The 12,938-nt window shown below is 47.2% G+C and carries 15 protein-coding genes; 9 read left to right on the top strand and 6 right to left on the bottom strand.

Going from position 1 to position 12,938, the window contains the following annotated elements:
- Positions 1–36 precede the first annotated feature (36 nt).
- Together phoU and BM099_RS19640 are read left to right on the top strand one after the other, a co-directional pair.
- Positions 37–780: a phosphate signaling complex protein PhoU gene (gene phoU, locus BM099_RS19645; protein ID WP_090730903.1), complete on the top strand. Its 744-nt coding sequence runs from the start codon at positions 37–39 to the stop codon at positions 778–780.
- A gap of 160 nt (positions 781–940) precedes the next feature.
- Positions 941–2,467, top strand: coding sequence for a diguanylate cyclase (locus tag BM099_RS19640; RefSeq protein WP_090730901.1), 1,527 nt, complete (start codon positions 941–943; stop codon positions 2,465–2,467).
- On the opposite strand, the gene BM099_RS19635 is transcribed toward BM099_RS19640, so the two are convergent.
- Positions 2,464–3,045, bottom strand: a complete 582-nt coding sequence (locus BM099_RS19635) for a DUF1415 domain-containing protein (protein WP_090730898.1) — start codon at positions 3,043–3,045, stop codon at positions 2,464–2,466. The two genes, BM099_RS19640 and BM099_RS19635, sit on opposite strands and share 4 nt — an antisense overlap.
- A 99-nt stretch (positions 3,046–3,144) precedes the next feature.
- On the opposite strand from BM099_RS19635, the gene BM099_RS19630 reads away from it, so the two are divergent.
- The 4 genes from BM099_RS19630 (at position 3,145) to phoR (ending at position 6,788) form a co-directional block, all read left to right on the top strand.
- A complete protein-coding gene (locus tag BM099_RS19630) occupies positions 3,145–3,690 on the top strand; it encodes a chorismate--pyruvate lyase family protein (protein WP_090730897.1) in 546 nt (181 codons plus the stop codon).
- A 20-nt stretch (positions 3,691–3,710) separates the two neighbouring features.
- The gene (gene ubiA, locus BM099_RS19625; protein WP_198064236.1) at positions 3,711–4,628 is read left to right on the top strand and encodes a 4-hydroxybenzoate octaprenyltransferase; all 918 of its coding nucleotides are present in this window, start codon (positions 3,711–3,713) and stop codon (positions 4,626–4,628) included.
- 76 nt (positions 4,629–4,704) lie between these two features.
- Positions 4,705–5,400 carry a phosphate regulon transcriptional regulator PhoB gene (gene phoB, locus BM099_RS19620; RefSeq protein ID WP_090730893.1) on the top strand — a complete coding sequence of 232 codons (696 nt, stop codon included), beginning with the start codon at positions 4,705–4,707 and terminating at the stop codon, positions 5,398–5,400.
- Between the two features lie 86 nt (positions 5,401–5,486).
- Positions 5,487–6,788, top strand: a complete 1,302-nt coding sequence (gene phoR, locus BM099_RS19615; RefSeq protein WP_090730891.1) for a phosphate regulon sensor histidine kinase PhoR — start codon at positions 5,487–5,489, stop codon at positions 6,786–6,788.
- A gap of 16 nt (positions 6,789–6,804) precedes the next feature.
- On the opposite strand, the gene cysZ is transcribed toward phoR, so the two are convergent.
- The gene (cysZ, locus tag BM099_RS19610) at positions 6,805–7,548 is read right to left on the bottom strand and encodes a sulfate transporter CysZ (RefSeq protein ID WP_090730889.1); all 744 of its coding nucleotides are present in this window, start codon (positions 7,546–7,548) and stop codon (positions 6,805–6,807) included.
- 8 nt (positions 7,549–7,556) lie between these two features.
- Positions 7,557–7,784: a hypothetical protein gene (locus tag BM099_RS19605; protein WP_090730887.1), complete on the bottom strand. Its 228-nt coding sequence runs from the start codon at positions 7,782–7,784 to the stop codon at positions 7,557–7,559.
- 164 nt (positions 7,785–7,948) lie between these two features.
- On the opposite strand from BM099_RS19605, the gene BM099_RS19600 reads away from it, so the two are divergent.
- Positions 7,949–8,887, top strand: a complete 939-nt coding sequence (locus tag BM099_RS19600; RefSeq protein WP_090730885.1) for an NADP-dependent oxidoreductase — start codon at positions 7,949–7,951, stop codon at positions 8,885–8,887.
- Between the two features lie 143 nt (positions 8,888–9,030).
- On the opposite strand, the gene BM099_RS19595 is transcribed toward BM099_RS19600, so the two are convergent.
- Genes BM099_RS19595 through BM099_RS19585 form a run of 3 tightly spaced genes read right to left on the bottom strand, consistent with a single transcriptional unit; the run spans position 9,031 to position 10,346 of the window.
- Positions 9,031–9,459 (bottom strand): hypothetical protein, encoded by a 429-nt coding sequence (locus BM099_RS19595; protein ID WP_090730883.1) that lies wholly within the window; start codon positions 9,457–9,459, stop codon positions 9,031–9,033.
- Between the two features lie 21 nt (positions 9,460–9,480).
- Positions 9,481–9,678: a hypothetical protein gene (locus BM099_RS19590; protein ID WP_332311465.1), complete on the bottom strand. Its 198-nt coding sequence runs from the start codon at positions 9,676–9,678 to the stop codon at positions 9,481–9,483.
- Positions 9,679–9,737: 59 nt separating this feature from the next.
- Positions 9,738–10,346, bottom strand: a complete 609-nt coding sequence (locus BM099_RS19585; protein WP_090730879.1) for a YjaG family protein — start codon at positions 10,344–10,346, stop codon at positions 9,738–9,740.
- Between the two features lie 172 nt (positions 10,347–10,518).
- On the opposite strand from BM099_RS19585, the gene BM099_RS19580 reads away from it, so the two are divergent.
- Complete coding sequence (locus BM099_RS19580) at positions 10,519–11,070, top strand: TRAP transporter small permease subunit (RefSeq protein ID WP_177201241.1); 552 nt, start codon at positions 10,519–10,521, stop codon at positions 11,068–11,070.
- Positions 11,067–12,446 carry a TRAP transporter large permease gene (locus tag BM099_RS19575; RefSeq protein ID WP_090730875.1) on the top strand — a complete coding sequence of 460 codons (1,380 nt, stop codon included), beginning with the start codon at positions 11,067–11,069 and terminating at the stop codon, positions 12,444–12,446. Before BM099_RS19580 ends, BM099_RS19575 begins: the two co-directional genes overlap by 4 nt.
- Positions 12,447–12,938 lie beyond the last annotated feature (492 nt).

Genomic DNA, 12,938 nt, shown 5'->3' with positions numbered 1-12,938 from the left:
TATGTGACCCATTAATCAGAACGGAGTACCGTTACCGTGGAACTCAGCAAAGATACATTTTCGACGCATATTTCGCAGCAGTTCAATGATGAACTCGAACAGATTCGTACCGAACTTCTCACCATGGGTGGCATTGTTGAACGCCAGGTTCATGATGCGATCCAGGCACTATTAACCGGTGATGCCGAACTTGCTGAGCAATCACGCCGTGTCGATACACAGACCAATGACATGGAGCTGATGATTGATGAGCGCTGCACCACCATTATCGCGCGTCGCCAGCCCGCCGCCAGCGACCTACGTTTAGTCGTCGCCATCTCAAAATCGGTAAATGATTTAGAGCGTATGGGCGATGAAGCCAGCCGTATTTGCCGTCAGGCGATTGAGCTGGTTGAAGATGGCGAGTCACAACGCGGTTATCAGGAAGTCCGTCATATCGGTAGCTTGGTCAGCTCAATGGTAAAAGATGTACTGACCGCTTTTGCCCGAAATGATACAGAACTGGCCTATCATGTTGCTAAACAAGATAAAGCGGTTGATCAGGAATATCGGACAGCCATGCGCTCTCTGATGACCTATATGATGGAAGACTCACGCGCTATCTCGAGCTGCCTGAATGTCATTTGGGTATTACGTAGCCTTGAACGTATTGGTGACCACTCCCGCAATATGGCAGAGCACCTGATCTATCTGGTCAGTGGTACTGATGTTCGTCACCAGCCACTCTCTAAGATAAAGCAAACGGCCGGACTAAACGATCTGGAAGACAGCCCGGAGTAATCGCACCCAGCCGTTCTGTTTGACGTTAACAAAGCAGCCATTGAAGTGGGCTGCTTTTTAGTTTCTGCTTTCGGTTTCACAGACTCACATCTATATTACAAAAGTTTTACCGACTTCAGCCGTTATCTCTATTACCAATAAGACACATGGTACGATGACAATGCCGAAGACAGATACGCGCCGCTATGTTGTTTATGGGGATCTGAACTGCCCGTACAGCTATGCTCTGCATGAAAGATTAAAAGCACTTAACCTGCTTAGCAAAGTTGATTACCGGCTGGTAGAACATGCTCAGGATATTGGCCTCTATGGCAACACACCCGATATGTTGGCTGAACTGGCCAGTGATGTTTTCTCGGTTCGTAGTAGTGCCGGTGAAATATCAATTGCCCTGCCGCCCGAGCGTCCGGATAGCCGCTTTGCTATCCTGTGTGTGATTGCAGCAGCACAGATTGACGATGAGAAAGCACTCATTTTCCGCGACCTGTTTTACAAAGCCATGTGGGTCGAGGGAATGGATATTGCCAGCCCGACCGTTATTTTTGACTGCCTGGAGGCGGCCGGACTACCCACTGAACTGTCTATCGATATGGATGCTGAAGAGATACTGGAAGAGTGGCAGGATCGCTGGGAAAACAGTAAAACGGGCTCCCGGGTGCCGATTATCTTTTCACCCGATCAGCGCAAATTAATCGGATTAGCCTCTGTCAGCGAAATAGAAGCCTTTTTCGCAGGTGAAGATAACAAAGTCGAATATGACTCTCGTAAAATGTGTAAGTACTCGGAGCATCATACCATTGCGGTTTTTGCCAGCGAAGGGTTAGCGCCTGTCTGGCAACTCATCGACGCGCTGCGCGGCGATTATAATATTTTATTGCCCGCCACCCTGAACGATCTTAAGCAACAGCTGGAATCCGCCGAACAAACGCCTGATCTGGTGCTAATACATGCCACCGATGATTGGCTGAACAACCTGTTATATTGCCAGCGCCTGATTCAGAACATGAAAAACACCTTTATTCCAATCGCACTGATCGGTGCGGAAAATGATGATCAACAAGAACTTCAGGCTTATGCACACGGTGCCTCCGACTATCTTATTAAAGATCGGGCCGCCGGGATCACTCGTGCGCGTATCAGTATGATGCTGGAACTGAAGCGTTCGCGTGATTTTCTTGAGCGTTCGGCGCGTATCGACGGATTAACCGGTGTCAATAACCGCCGAGAATTTGAAAAAACTCTGGAGATGGAGTGGCGACGCAGCGCACGTACCCGACAGCCACTGTCGTTAATCATGTTAGATGTTGATCATTTCAAAGCATTTAATGACCGTTACGGGCATTTAGCAGGTGATAGCTGCCTGAGACGCATTGCGGGTGCCATGCAGACTACCGTTAATCGTTCCCATGATGCAGTCTGTCGTTATGGGGGTGAAGAGTTTGTCATTCTATTACCGGAAACCGATCAAAAAGGGGCCGAACGGGTAGCACAAACAATCCGTCAGCAGATTATGTTGCTCGGTATTACGCATGACCGTTCATCAACGGGCTTAGTGGTTACCGCAAGTCAGGGAGTAGCAACACTGATTCCGTCGAGCTGCAACAGCCCGAATGAATTGGTTGAGTCTGCTGATCGGGCACTCTACAAAGCAAAAAGTACACAACGTAACTGTGTGGTAGCCGCTTAATCAATAAACTCAGCAAACGGTGGGAAACGCGCTACTAAGCCTTCCCGCCCTAACTCACGAAGCAGTTTAATATTGCGCTCCGGAATCTCTTCGGGGTTTTCATAGTGCATCAGGACACGACTCATCTGTCCCTCACGGATAATATGTACCATCGGAAACGGAGAACGGTTTGTCCAATGGCTTAAATCATCCGCATCAACACCGGCAAATAGATAGGCCGGATGAAAGCTTGCCAGCTGGAATATGCCAGACAATCCCGTTTTAGCTAACAGTCTTTCAAAATGCGCCAGCAGATCCAGATAATCATAAAGATCGGCAACCGCTCGCGGCATAATCAGCAACGTAGTGGCGATCTCTTTCTCATCAGCTTCCTGAATCAGGTTTAGCTCATTCAAGAATGCTTTCTCTAACGCTTCAACATTCTCAGACTCACTGACGGCATAACGCAAAGTATTCTTACGTACTACCGGCGAGGCAAAAGGACATAGGTTCAGTCCGACAACGATCGTCTCTACCCATTGACGGCTAAAAGAGATGACCTCTGCTTCACTATAGGTTTTTTCACTGTTCTTTTTCATAGCGGCATCCTAATCCAAAGCGTCCTAAGGAACCAGCCTGATATACTGTTTCCGCTCAGTTCAGGGTAGAATACGGCACAGTTTACTAAGGAATTTACTGTGCCTATCCCCTCCGCCCTAACATCCATGAACTTTGACGTTCGCTGGACCGGCTTGCGTCGTGTGACTCGCTTACATGCGCCACAATGCTGGCAGCGCTGGTTAACTGACCGTGCATCACTGACGCAACACCTGCTCACTGCCAGCCAGGGTCACTTTCGGGTTGAAGTGGTACGTCAAGGCTGGGCACGCCCGACACGTTCTGAAGCTCTGGAACTGGGTATTCCGATGCGCCAACTGGCCTTGATCCGTGAAGTTCAGCTTCTGGGCAATGATCAAGTCTGGGTATTTGCACGCTCTATTATTCCAGCATCAACTATGACCGGGCGCGAGCGCCAACTAAGCCATGTCGGCAACCGCTCGTTGGGCACTATTCTCTTCACTGATGCCACCATGCGGCGCGGCCCATTACAGATAAGCCGCTTAAAACTGTCGAATCAACAGAAAGTCTGGGCACGTCGATCAACCTTTTTCCTGTCCGGTAAGCCCTTGCTGGTTTGCGAGGTTTTTCTACCAGCACTGGAACAGGTAAACTATCGTCCATAATCTATTAAGTGATGCATAAAATGCCAGACAGCACTCCAGCTAACCCAACCAGAAATGCCCTGCCAAAAGGTTCTTTATCCCTGCGTGAGCGCTGTGCCATTTACATAGAGCTGACACGCTTTAACCGACCCATTGGCAGTTACCTGTTACTCTGGCCGACACTGTGGGCACTCTGGATTGCCTCTGACGGCATTCCAGATCTGAAACTATTAGCTATCTTTATCTTGGGTGTATTCCTGACCCGCTCGGCTGGTTGCGTAATTAATGACTTTGCCGACCGCAAAATAGACGCACATGTTAAGCGCACGTCTCAAAGACCTCTGGCGACCGGACGCATCAGTAGTAAGGAAGCACTTACTTTGTTTGCAGTCCTTATGATGCTTGCCTTTACCTTAGTGCTATTCACCAATAACATGACAATTATCATGTCATTGGGTGGACTGTTTCTGGCTTCCCTCTATCCTTTTATGAAGCGTCATACGCATTTACCGCAGGTGGTACTCGGTGCCGCCTTTGGCTGGGCTATCCCGATGGCATTTACAGCCGTGAATGAATCTATTCCGACTATCGCCTGGCTTATTTATATCGCAAAAATTCTCTGGACCGTCGCTTACGATACCATGTACGCCATGGTTGACCGTGATGATGACATTAAAATCGGCGTCAAATCCACAGCGATTCTTTTTGGTGATCTGGATAAAGTTATTATCGGAATTTTACAGTTCATAACGCTGCTTATCTTGTTCTTGGTGGGAATACAGCTACACATGAGCAGCCCCTACTTTATCGGTCTGGCCGTAGCGGCCGCGCTCTTTTGCTATCAACAAGTGTTGATCAAAGACAGGGATCGTGACCGCTGTTTTAAAGCCTTTTTGAACAACCATTATGCAGGCCTGGCCGTATTTGCAGGCATTTTTGCGCACTATATGGCAATCTGAACATAGCGTGTAACAATTATGTCATATAAAAGCTGTGTAATACTCCCGACATATTTTATGCGTAGGGACGGTTAACATGTCTACCAGTAAACAAGTTCTGATTGTTGATGACGAAGCGCCGATTAGGGAAATGATTGCCGTCGCGCTGGAAATGGCTGGCTATCAATGCAGTGAAGCTGATAATGCACAAACCGCGCATGCGATGATTGTGGACCGGCAGCCTGATATGATTTTATTAGATTGGATGATGCCAAATATGAGTGGTATCGAATTAGCCAGGCGTCTGCGAAAAGATGAGACGACCGCCGCTATACCCATCATTATGCTGACAGCTAAAGGCGAAGAAGAAAATAAAGTGAAAGGCTTAGAAGCCGGTGTAGATGATTACATCACTAAGCCTTTTTCTCCGCGCGAGTTAGTCGCCCGCCTCAAAGCGGTATTACGCCGAGCAACACCGAAAGGTGTTGAAGATCCTGTTGCCGTTGATGGCCTGATGCTGGACCCGGTCTCCCACCGTGTAACCTCAAATGATAAACCCATCGATCTTGGCCCAACTGAATTTCGCCTGCTACAGTTTTTCATGACGCATCAAGATCGAGCTTACTCCAGGGGTCAGTTGCTTGATATGGTGTGGGGAGGCAATGTATACGTTGAGGAACGTACCGTGGATGTGCATATTCGCCGCTTACGTAAAGCACTGGGTAAGCAGCATGATTACCTTGTACAGACAGTGCGGGGAACAGGCTATCGTTTCTCGGCACAAATTGCTTAATGCTGTCTTTAGTGTCTTCGTTTAACACAGGTTTAATACTTGCGTTTAACTCTCTCATTTAATAGTACAGAGCTCCACTGACCTTTATGCAGAAATCGCCGCACGCCGCCGTCCAGGGTTTACTGATCTATGCATCCACCTCAGCAATGCTCGGGTTGATTTTCGGACAAATGAGCTGGGGACTGGTGGTTGGATTAAGCATCTGGTGTGTTCAGCAAATACGCCTGACAACAAAACTTAAAACCTGGTTGCAAAACCCGGATACAGCGCCGCCTGAGGCACCGGGGCATTGGGGGGAGATTTTTGATGATCTGGCACGACTGCAAAAACGCCATCAACTTAAAACCCAACAGCTCAAAGAGATCATCGTTCGCTTCCAGCAGTCATCTTCTGCACTTGCGGATGCCTTCGTCATTATTGATCAGCATAGTAATCTGGAGTGGTGGAATCTTTCAGCTGACAGGCTACTGGGACTGAAAGCCTCCGCAGACCGCGGCAAACCGGTTATCAATCTGTTGCGGGATCCACGTTTTATTCGTTATTTCCGTAAAGGTCATTATGAAGACCCTTTGCAGCTCCCCAGCCCGGTGCTAAATGATGTTGTTCTACAATACCAGATTACTGAATTCGGTTTTGGTGACAGGCTGCTGGTAGCACGCGACGTGACTCAACTAGTCCGTCTTGAACATACGCGACAGGACTTTGTGGCCAACGCATCACATGAATTGCGTACGCCCCTTACCGTGATCAGAGGCTATTTAGAAACATTTATTGATCAGGAACTACCTACACCATTAATGCGGGCCATGACCCAAATGCAAGTTCAGGCCAGCCGAATGGAAAGCCTGGTCACAGATTTATTGCTACTTTCCCGATTAGAAGCCAGCCAACATATCGCTGATGAAAACCCTATCCGCATACAAGAGATGCTACACAACATTCAGCAGGATGGCATCGCACTTTCTGACGATAAAGGCCATGAGATTAGCGTGAGTGTCGACGCCGAATTCGATCTTCTCGGGCAACCTCAGGAACTACACAGCGTCTTTTCAAACTTGTTATTCAATGCAGTCAGATACTCACCGGCAAAAAGTAAGATCGATATTCGATGGTGGATCGATCAGAATGGCGGCCATGTTTGCGTTAAAGACAACGGCCTAGGTATCGAGTCTATTCATTTATCACGCCTCACTGAAAGATTCTATCGAGTCGAAGAGGGACGCTCCTCCTCCACAGGCGGAACCGGATTAGGACTGGCGATTGTTAAGCATGCCTTACATCGGCATGGAGCCAAGCTGACTATCGAGAGCCAGCCCGGCAAAGGAAGTGTGTTCAGCTGTCACTTTCCTCTGGATATGCTTGTCAAAATCAATGAGACAGAATCCTAACGAAAACGTAACGCTGTTATCTGATGCGTTGTTGAACCGAATGCTCTTCTGTCCAGTAAAGTGTCGCGCCGATAACGGCGGCGGGCATCATCACCAGATTAACGAGTGGTATCAACATCCCAACCTGTACCAGTGCACCAAAACCTAATGACGTTAAGCGACGCTCTGCCAATAGTTGTTTCATCTGGCCAAAGCTGACTTTGTTATTATCCATCGGGTAATCACAATATTGGATAGCCATCATCCAGGCACCAAACAGGAACCACAAGAACGGTGCGATAACATTCACCAGCGGAATGAAACTAAGTATCAGGAGTAAAAACAAACGCGGTAAATAATAAGCTATTTTAGCCAGTTCACGCTGCAGCGAGCGTGGAATCATCGCCAGCATACCTTTCCAGCCCTCATCTGCCATGACAGCACCGCTTCGCATTTTTTCAACTTTCTCAGACAGAAAGCCATTAAAAGGGGCGGCAATCAGATTCGCAATTATCGAGAATCCATAATAAACCGTAATCAACACCAACACGGCAAACAGCGGCCAGAGCAGCCAATCAAGAAACGATAACCATTCTGGTAATTTATTCAGCCAATAATTAACCCAGCCATCAAACTCATTAATCAATAGCCAGATTGCAGCAGAAAACAGGCATATATTTACCAACAGAGGTATCAGGACAAAGCGCCGAATTCCCGGCTCCGACAACATGCCGAATCCGCGAAATAAGTAATCTGCCCCTTTCACCGGGTTGCCTTTCATTTTCCCTCCTAAACTATAAAATTAACCGCCAGACGTAGCGCTAACCCGGCGATCATCATGGTCATTCCGGTGCGATTTATTTTGAATTCTTTAGGATTGAATTCAATAGTTGGCTGCCAGAACATGAGCAAAGACTTAAAGTCTTTTGTTCTACCGGCATACATGGCTAAAGACACCAGAAAAACAATAAGACCACCCCAAAACAGTATTTGTTCAAGTATTACCAGCAAGTACATGGTTTTCTCACTTCTTAATTTGGTCAGATTTTTGAGCAGATAAGACTAACAGAATTGCTTTGTGTCGGCTGCAAAGATAATCTCTAAAATTACTACTCTATAGTCGATGAGTGGTTTCTGGTTTTAAGTAACACTCATTTGTTAACATACTCAGAGGAACACTCATGAAAGCGATCCGGATTCATGCCTTCGGTGGCCCCGAAGCATTAGTTTATGAAGATGTGCCTGAACCGCAACTAAAAGCAAATGAAGTATTAGTCAGAAATCATGCTGTCGGCGTCAACCCTATCGACTGGAAAACCAGCGGAGGCGGAGGCGCAGCAGCGTTTATTGGAGAACTTCCCTTTATTCCTGGTTGGGAGTTTTGCGGAACAATTATCGCCTGTGGCGCTGATGTATCTGATTTTCAGTCAGGTGATCATGTCTATGGATTTGTCCGCTTCCCGAAAGCTGCCAGCTGTTATGCAGAACGAGTAGCGGTACCTGCTGAGCAAATTGCGCTTTTACCTTCTGGGTGTAATCTGACTGAAGCCGCCGGTTTGGCATTGGCAGGGTTAACCGCATGGCAGGCCCTGTTTGATCACGGCCGGCTTCAAGCCAAACAGCGAGTGTTAATCCTGGCCGCTGCCGGAGGCGTGGGGCATCTTGCGGTGCAGTTGGCAAAGTGGAAAGGTGCGACCGTTATAGGTTCTGCATCAGCAGCCAACCACCCCTTTGTCAGCAGCCTCGGCTGCGATCAGGTGATCGATTATAAAGAGCAAAAAGTCGGTGAATTTTTACAGGATATTGATCTGATCATCGATGGTGTTGGCGGGCAGACTGGCATTGAGGCGCTTTCCTGCCTGAAAAGCTCCGGCATAATGATTACACTGCCATCGGTAACCAAAGATGAAGTCATTGCAGCCGGGGCTGCTCAAGGGCTCAAGGTCTTACCTTTGCGTGTTGAGCCGAACGCGGCGCAGTTATGCTCAATGGCGAAACTGAATGCTGAACAACAATTGCAGTTAAAAATCGCGGCGACTTATCCTCTTGAAAAAGCCGCTGATGCTTTCAACGATATTGCTTCCGGGCATACCCAGGGAAAGGTTATTCTGACGTTATAATGACCTCTACTCTGCTTTGGGATGATAATCAGAGAGCAGAGTAAGCTTGTTTGTTGCGCATTCAATGGCCGGGCCAGGTGAGTTGCTGGTTTGCTACTCAGGATTGAGTCTTAAGCCGTCATTAAAATAATCCATCGCAATACCTATTGCTGACTACAAAAATACTTTTGCTGTTTCATTAAGAAGCGACACCCTTCCCCTCGGATGTTTCTGTCCCAGCAGTAATACTTGGCCCAGTCTTTATCATCTTCGGTTGGTTTTTCACGATACTCCGGAACACCATCGCAAAAGCCCTGCGTCTCTTTTGCCTGACTCAAGCATGCTTTCAAAAACACCCCTTGATTGACAGTACAGCTATAACTTAAACATCCATCAAACTGCTTCAGGGTACGATCTAAGCACTCTTGTTGACCAACCGTTTTCCCAACAGACTCACCTTCTTGTTTAAATTGTGCGGTTGTAAGCGCTCTTTCCTGATTAAAACCGGCCAACCAGCTCTCTCTGTTCATCCAGCCATAAACAGCGGCAATGACCAGTAACAATAAAAAAATTAAAAGTGATTTTTTCAGCATGGTAACTCTTTCCAGCTCCGATTACCGGCCTTTATACAAACCGATAATGCAGAAAAACAAGCCGATAACCGACAATAACATACCCCCGTTTACAAACAGGGGATGCCTCGCCATATAAGGCATGAAGGGATGGTTATTGTGTTGATCACAGGCAAGTAATTCATAATTAAATGAACCGCCTAGATCAAGACAATCGCTGACCAGAGACTGTTCGTACATGTAGCCCCCCATCAGCAGTAAACAAGGGGCTATGAGCAATAGTAATCCAATATTGAGCATCAGGCGTCTTCGTCACTTATCCCAATATTACTCACACCTTGATTGTTCGCCAATGCACGCAGTTCGCTGATAAAAGCTTTGTCTAGCTGCTTTACGGCCACAAGGCGTTCAGCCACTTCTTCGTGAAACTCATCTTCCTGAATCATCAAATCATGATTGTTAATCAGACGAATAATCTCTTCATCTGACATTTGATCATCGCCTTCAGAAATCTCGATAAACATGGCAACACATTCGCGCGACACATTTCCGACGGCAATCGCTTCATCCACATCCGCTTCCAGAATACAGGTTAATGTCGAATACAGGGACACAACTGCATCCAGAGCCGGCGATGCACCATACATCTCATACTCATCCAGATTCGGCATATTAGCATCGACTTTATCCAGCTGAACTTCGAAGTTCATTTTGGCACCGCCTGGCACCAAAGACTGCCATACACCATCCAGCACGGTTTCCAGCTGCTTGATGTCGCCAAATTCTGTCAATTTACTAAAAAGCACAAAATTAGGAAACTGTCGCTCAGTCAATGCAGCACAATAAGCGGCCAATTTTTTATGATCCAGTGAGCGCAATTGAGCTTCTACGGGCAATCTATCAGTCATGTACAGATCTCTGCTTGGGAAAGTGACATGGCTATTGTAAGGGATTTAATCGATTTTGTAGCCTTCGTATGCATAAACAAGTGGAAATACGGATAAATATCCTAGTTTTTTATTGTTATACTTTTAAATACATTCAAACTTCGAACCTAATCTTGCTAATACGAGAATAATAATGAATAGCAATTTTCTTAGTCGGCTGGTCCGATTACTCGATAGCATCAGCGAATGGACAGGACGCACCATATCCTGGCTCACCTTGTTGATGGTGATCATCACGTTTGTCATCGTTGTTATGCGCTACGCATTCAATACAGGCAATATTGCCTTACAAGAATCTGTCATCTACATGCATAGCTTTGTGTTCCTTTTGGGTGCAGCCTATACCCTTAAACATGATGGCCATGTCCGTGTTGATATTTTCTATCGCCCCTTAAGTGAGCGCGGCAAAGCCTGGATCAATATTGCCGGCATCTTACTACTACTCTTTCCAGTCGCTGGCTTTATCGGCTATATCTCATGGGAGTATGTCGCCACATCATGGGAATTAAGAGAGGGCTCTCAGGAGTCCGGCGGACTCGATTTTCGCTACATTCTTAAATCTGCTCTGATCGCCATGCCGATTTTAATCTGCCTGCAGGGCATATCAGAGCTTTGTCGCTGTATTCTGGTGCTATCCGGCCAGGGCCACCTCCTAGAAGAAGATGTTACGGAGCACACCGTATGATGGAATACCTCTCTCTCTTTCTCTTTTTAGGCGCCGTTATTGTTTTGCTGATGGGCTACTCCGTCGCATTTTCACTGGCAGGTACGGGGCTTCTGTTTGCAGGCATCGGTGCATTAACCGGTCACTTCGATTCAGTTTTTCTGGAAGCGATTCCTAACCGCCTATTTGGCATTATGAATAACGAAGTCTTAATTGCCGTACCGCTATTCGTTTTCATGGGCGTCATGCTGGAGAAGTCCAAAATTGCTGAAGGACTACTCGATACGATGTCGATACTCTTCGGCTCGATGAACGGCGGATTAGGTATTTCAGTAACGATAGTGGGTATGTTACTGGCAGCCAGCACCGGTATTGTCGGGGCAACAGTCGTGACTATGGGGTTACTCTCTTTGCCTACCATGTTACGTCGTGGCTATGACCCTCAGATTGCCTGTGGTGTTATCTGTGCATCCGGTACGCTAGGCCAAATCATCCCCCCTTCTATTGTACTGGTACTACTAGGCGACGTAATCAGCTCTGCCTATCAGCAGTCGCAAATTGATCAAGGTCTCTTCTCCCCTGAAACTGTCACCGTCGGTGACCTCTTCTTAGGGGCCTTGATTCCTGGGTTATTACTGGTACTGGCCTATACACTTTACATTGTGTTTAAAGCTATTACCTCGCCCTCTTCTGTTCCCGCCATTCCTAAAACGGAACGTGATGCGGTAGAAAACCTCTGGGTAAAAGTTCTCAGTGCTTTAGTGCCACCCATTTTGCTGATCGGGCTTGTACTAGGCTCTATTCTCGGCGGGTTTGCTACACCGACAGAAGCGGCGGCTGTGGGTGCTGTTGGCGCTGTTCTGCTTTCCATCTTTAAGCGCAACTTCAATATGGAAACGCTAACGGCAGTGATGCGATCAACCACACAAGTTAGCTCTATGGTGTTCATCATACTGGTAGGCGCATCCATCTTCTCACTGGTATTCCGCGGTTTTGGTGGCGATGATATGGTGCGCGACTTCCTGACAGGTCTTCCTGGTGGTGTATGGGGAGCATTAGCAGTGGTCATGCTGGTAATGTTCTTACTAGGCTTTTTCCTTGATTTTATCGAGATAACATTCGTCGTTGTCCCTATCATTGCACCGATCCTGTTAACCATGGGTCTGGATCCTATCTGGTTAGGAATCATGATTGCTCTGAACTTACAAACGTCTTTCCTGACACCTCCCTTTGGTTTCGCACTGTTCTACTTACGTGGAGTAGCCCCGGAATCGATCTCAACTGGACAGATATACCGGGGGGTCATTCCGTTTATTTTCATCCAACTATCAATGCTCGGCTTATTAGCCGCATGGCCATCACTCGCCACATGGCTACCGCATTTGGTTTACGGATAACGAGCAAGGCTAGGATTTCCAAGCCACCTGACCAGGTGGCTTTTTTATGCGTGCAGATCCACAGTTGATAAACAGATGTGGTAACACGGAGAATAAAGCATCAACATGCTGCCTGAAAAGCCGCTAAAGCCTGAATAGCGGGCATAAAAATGTATGGTTCCCCTCATGATTGCAACACAGATTTGTGATCATGAGGTGGTTTTGCGCTAATGTATTCGGAGTCTTTAATTAGGAATGTGTTATTCCCGCTCCACGATGAGCATCCGCGCCAGATAGCCCTTAAAAAGCCGGCAGCTTTTCACAGCTGTTTTTTATGACAGGTTTGCCACCCGGACGGTCAACCGTTTTCATCATCACGCTCTATTATTGCAAACCCGATTAAACCTGTTGTGCCTGATAAGGCTCATTCTTACTTAAAACAGCATAGGCTATCCGCGACAACTTGTTCGCCAGTGCAATGCATACCACATTAAATGACTTACTTACTCGCAG

Source organism: Neptunomonas qingdaonensis (assembly GCF_900113275.1).
Taxonomy (GTDB): Bacteria; Pseudomonadota; Gammaproteobacteria; order Pseudomonadales; family Balneatricaceae; genus Neptunomonas; species Neptunomonas qingdaonensis.
This window is presented reverse-complemented; position numbering and strand designations above follow the sequence as displayed.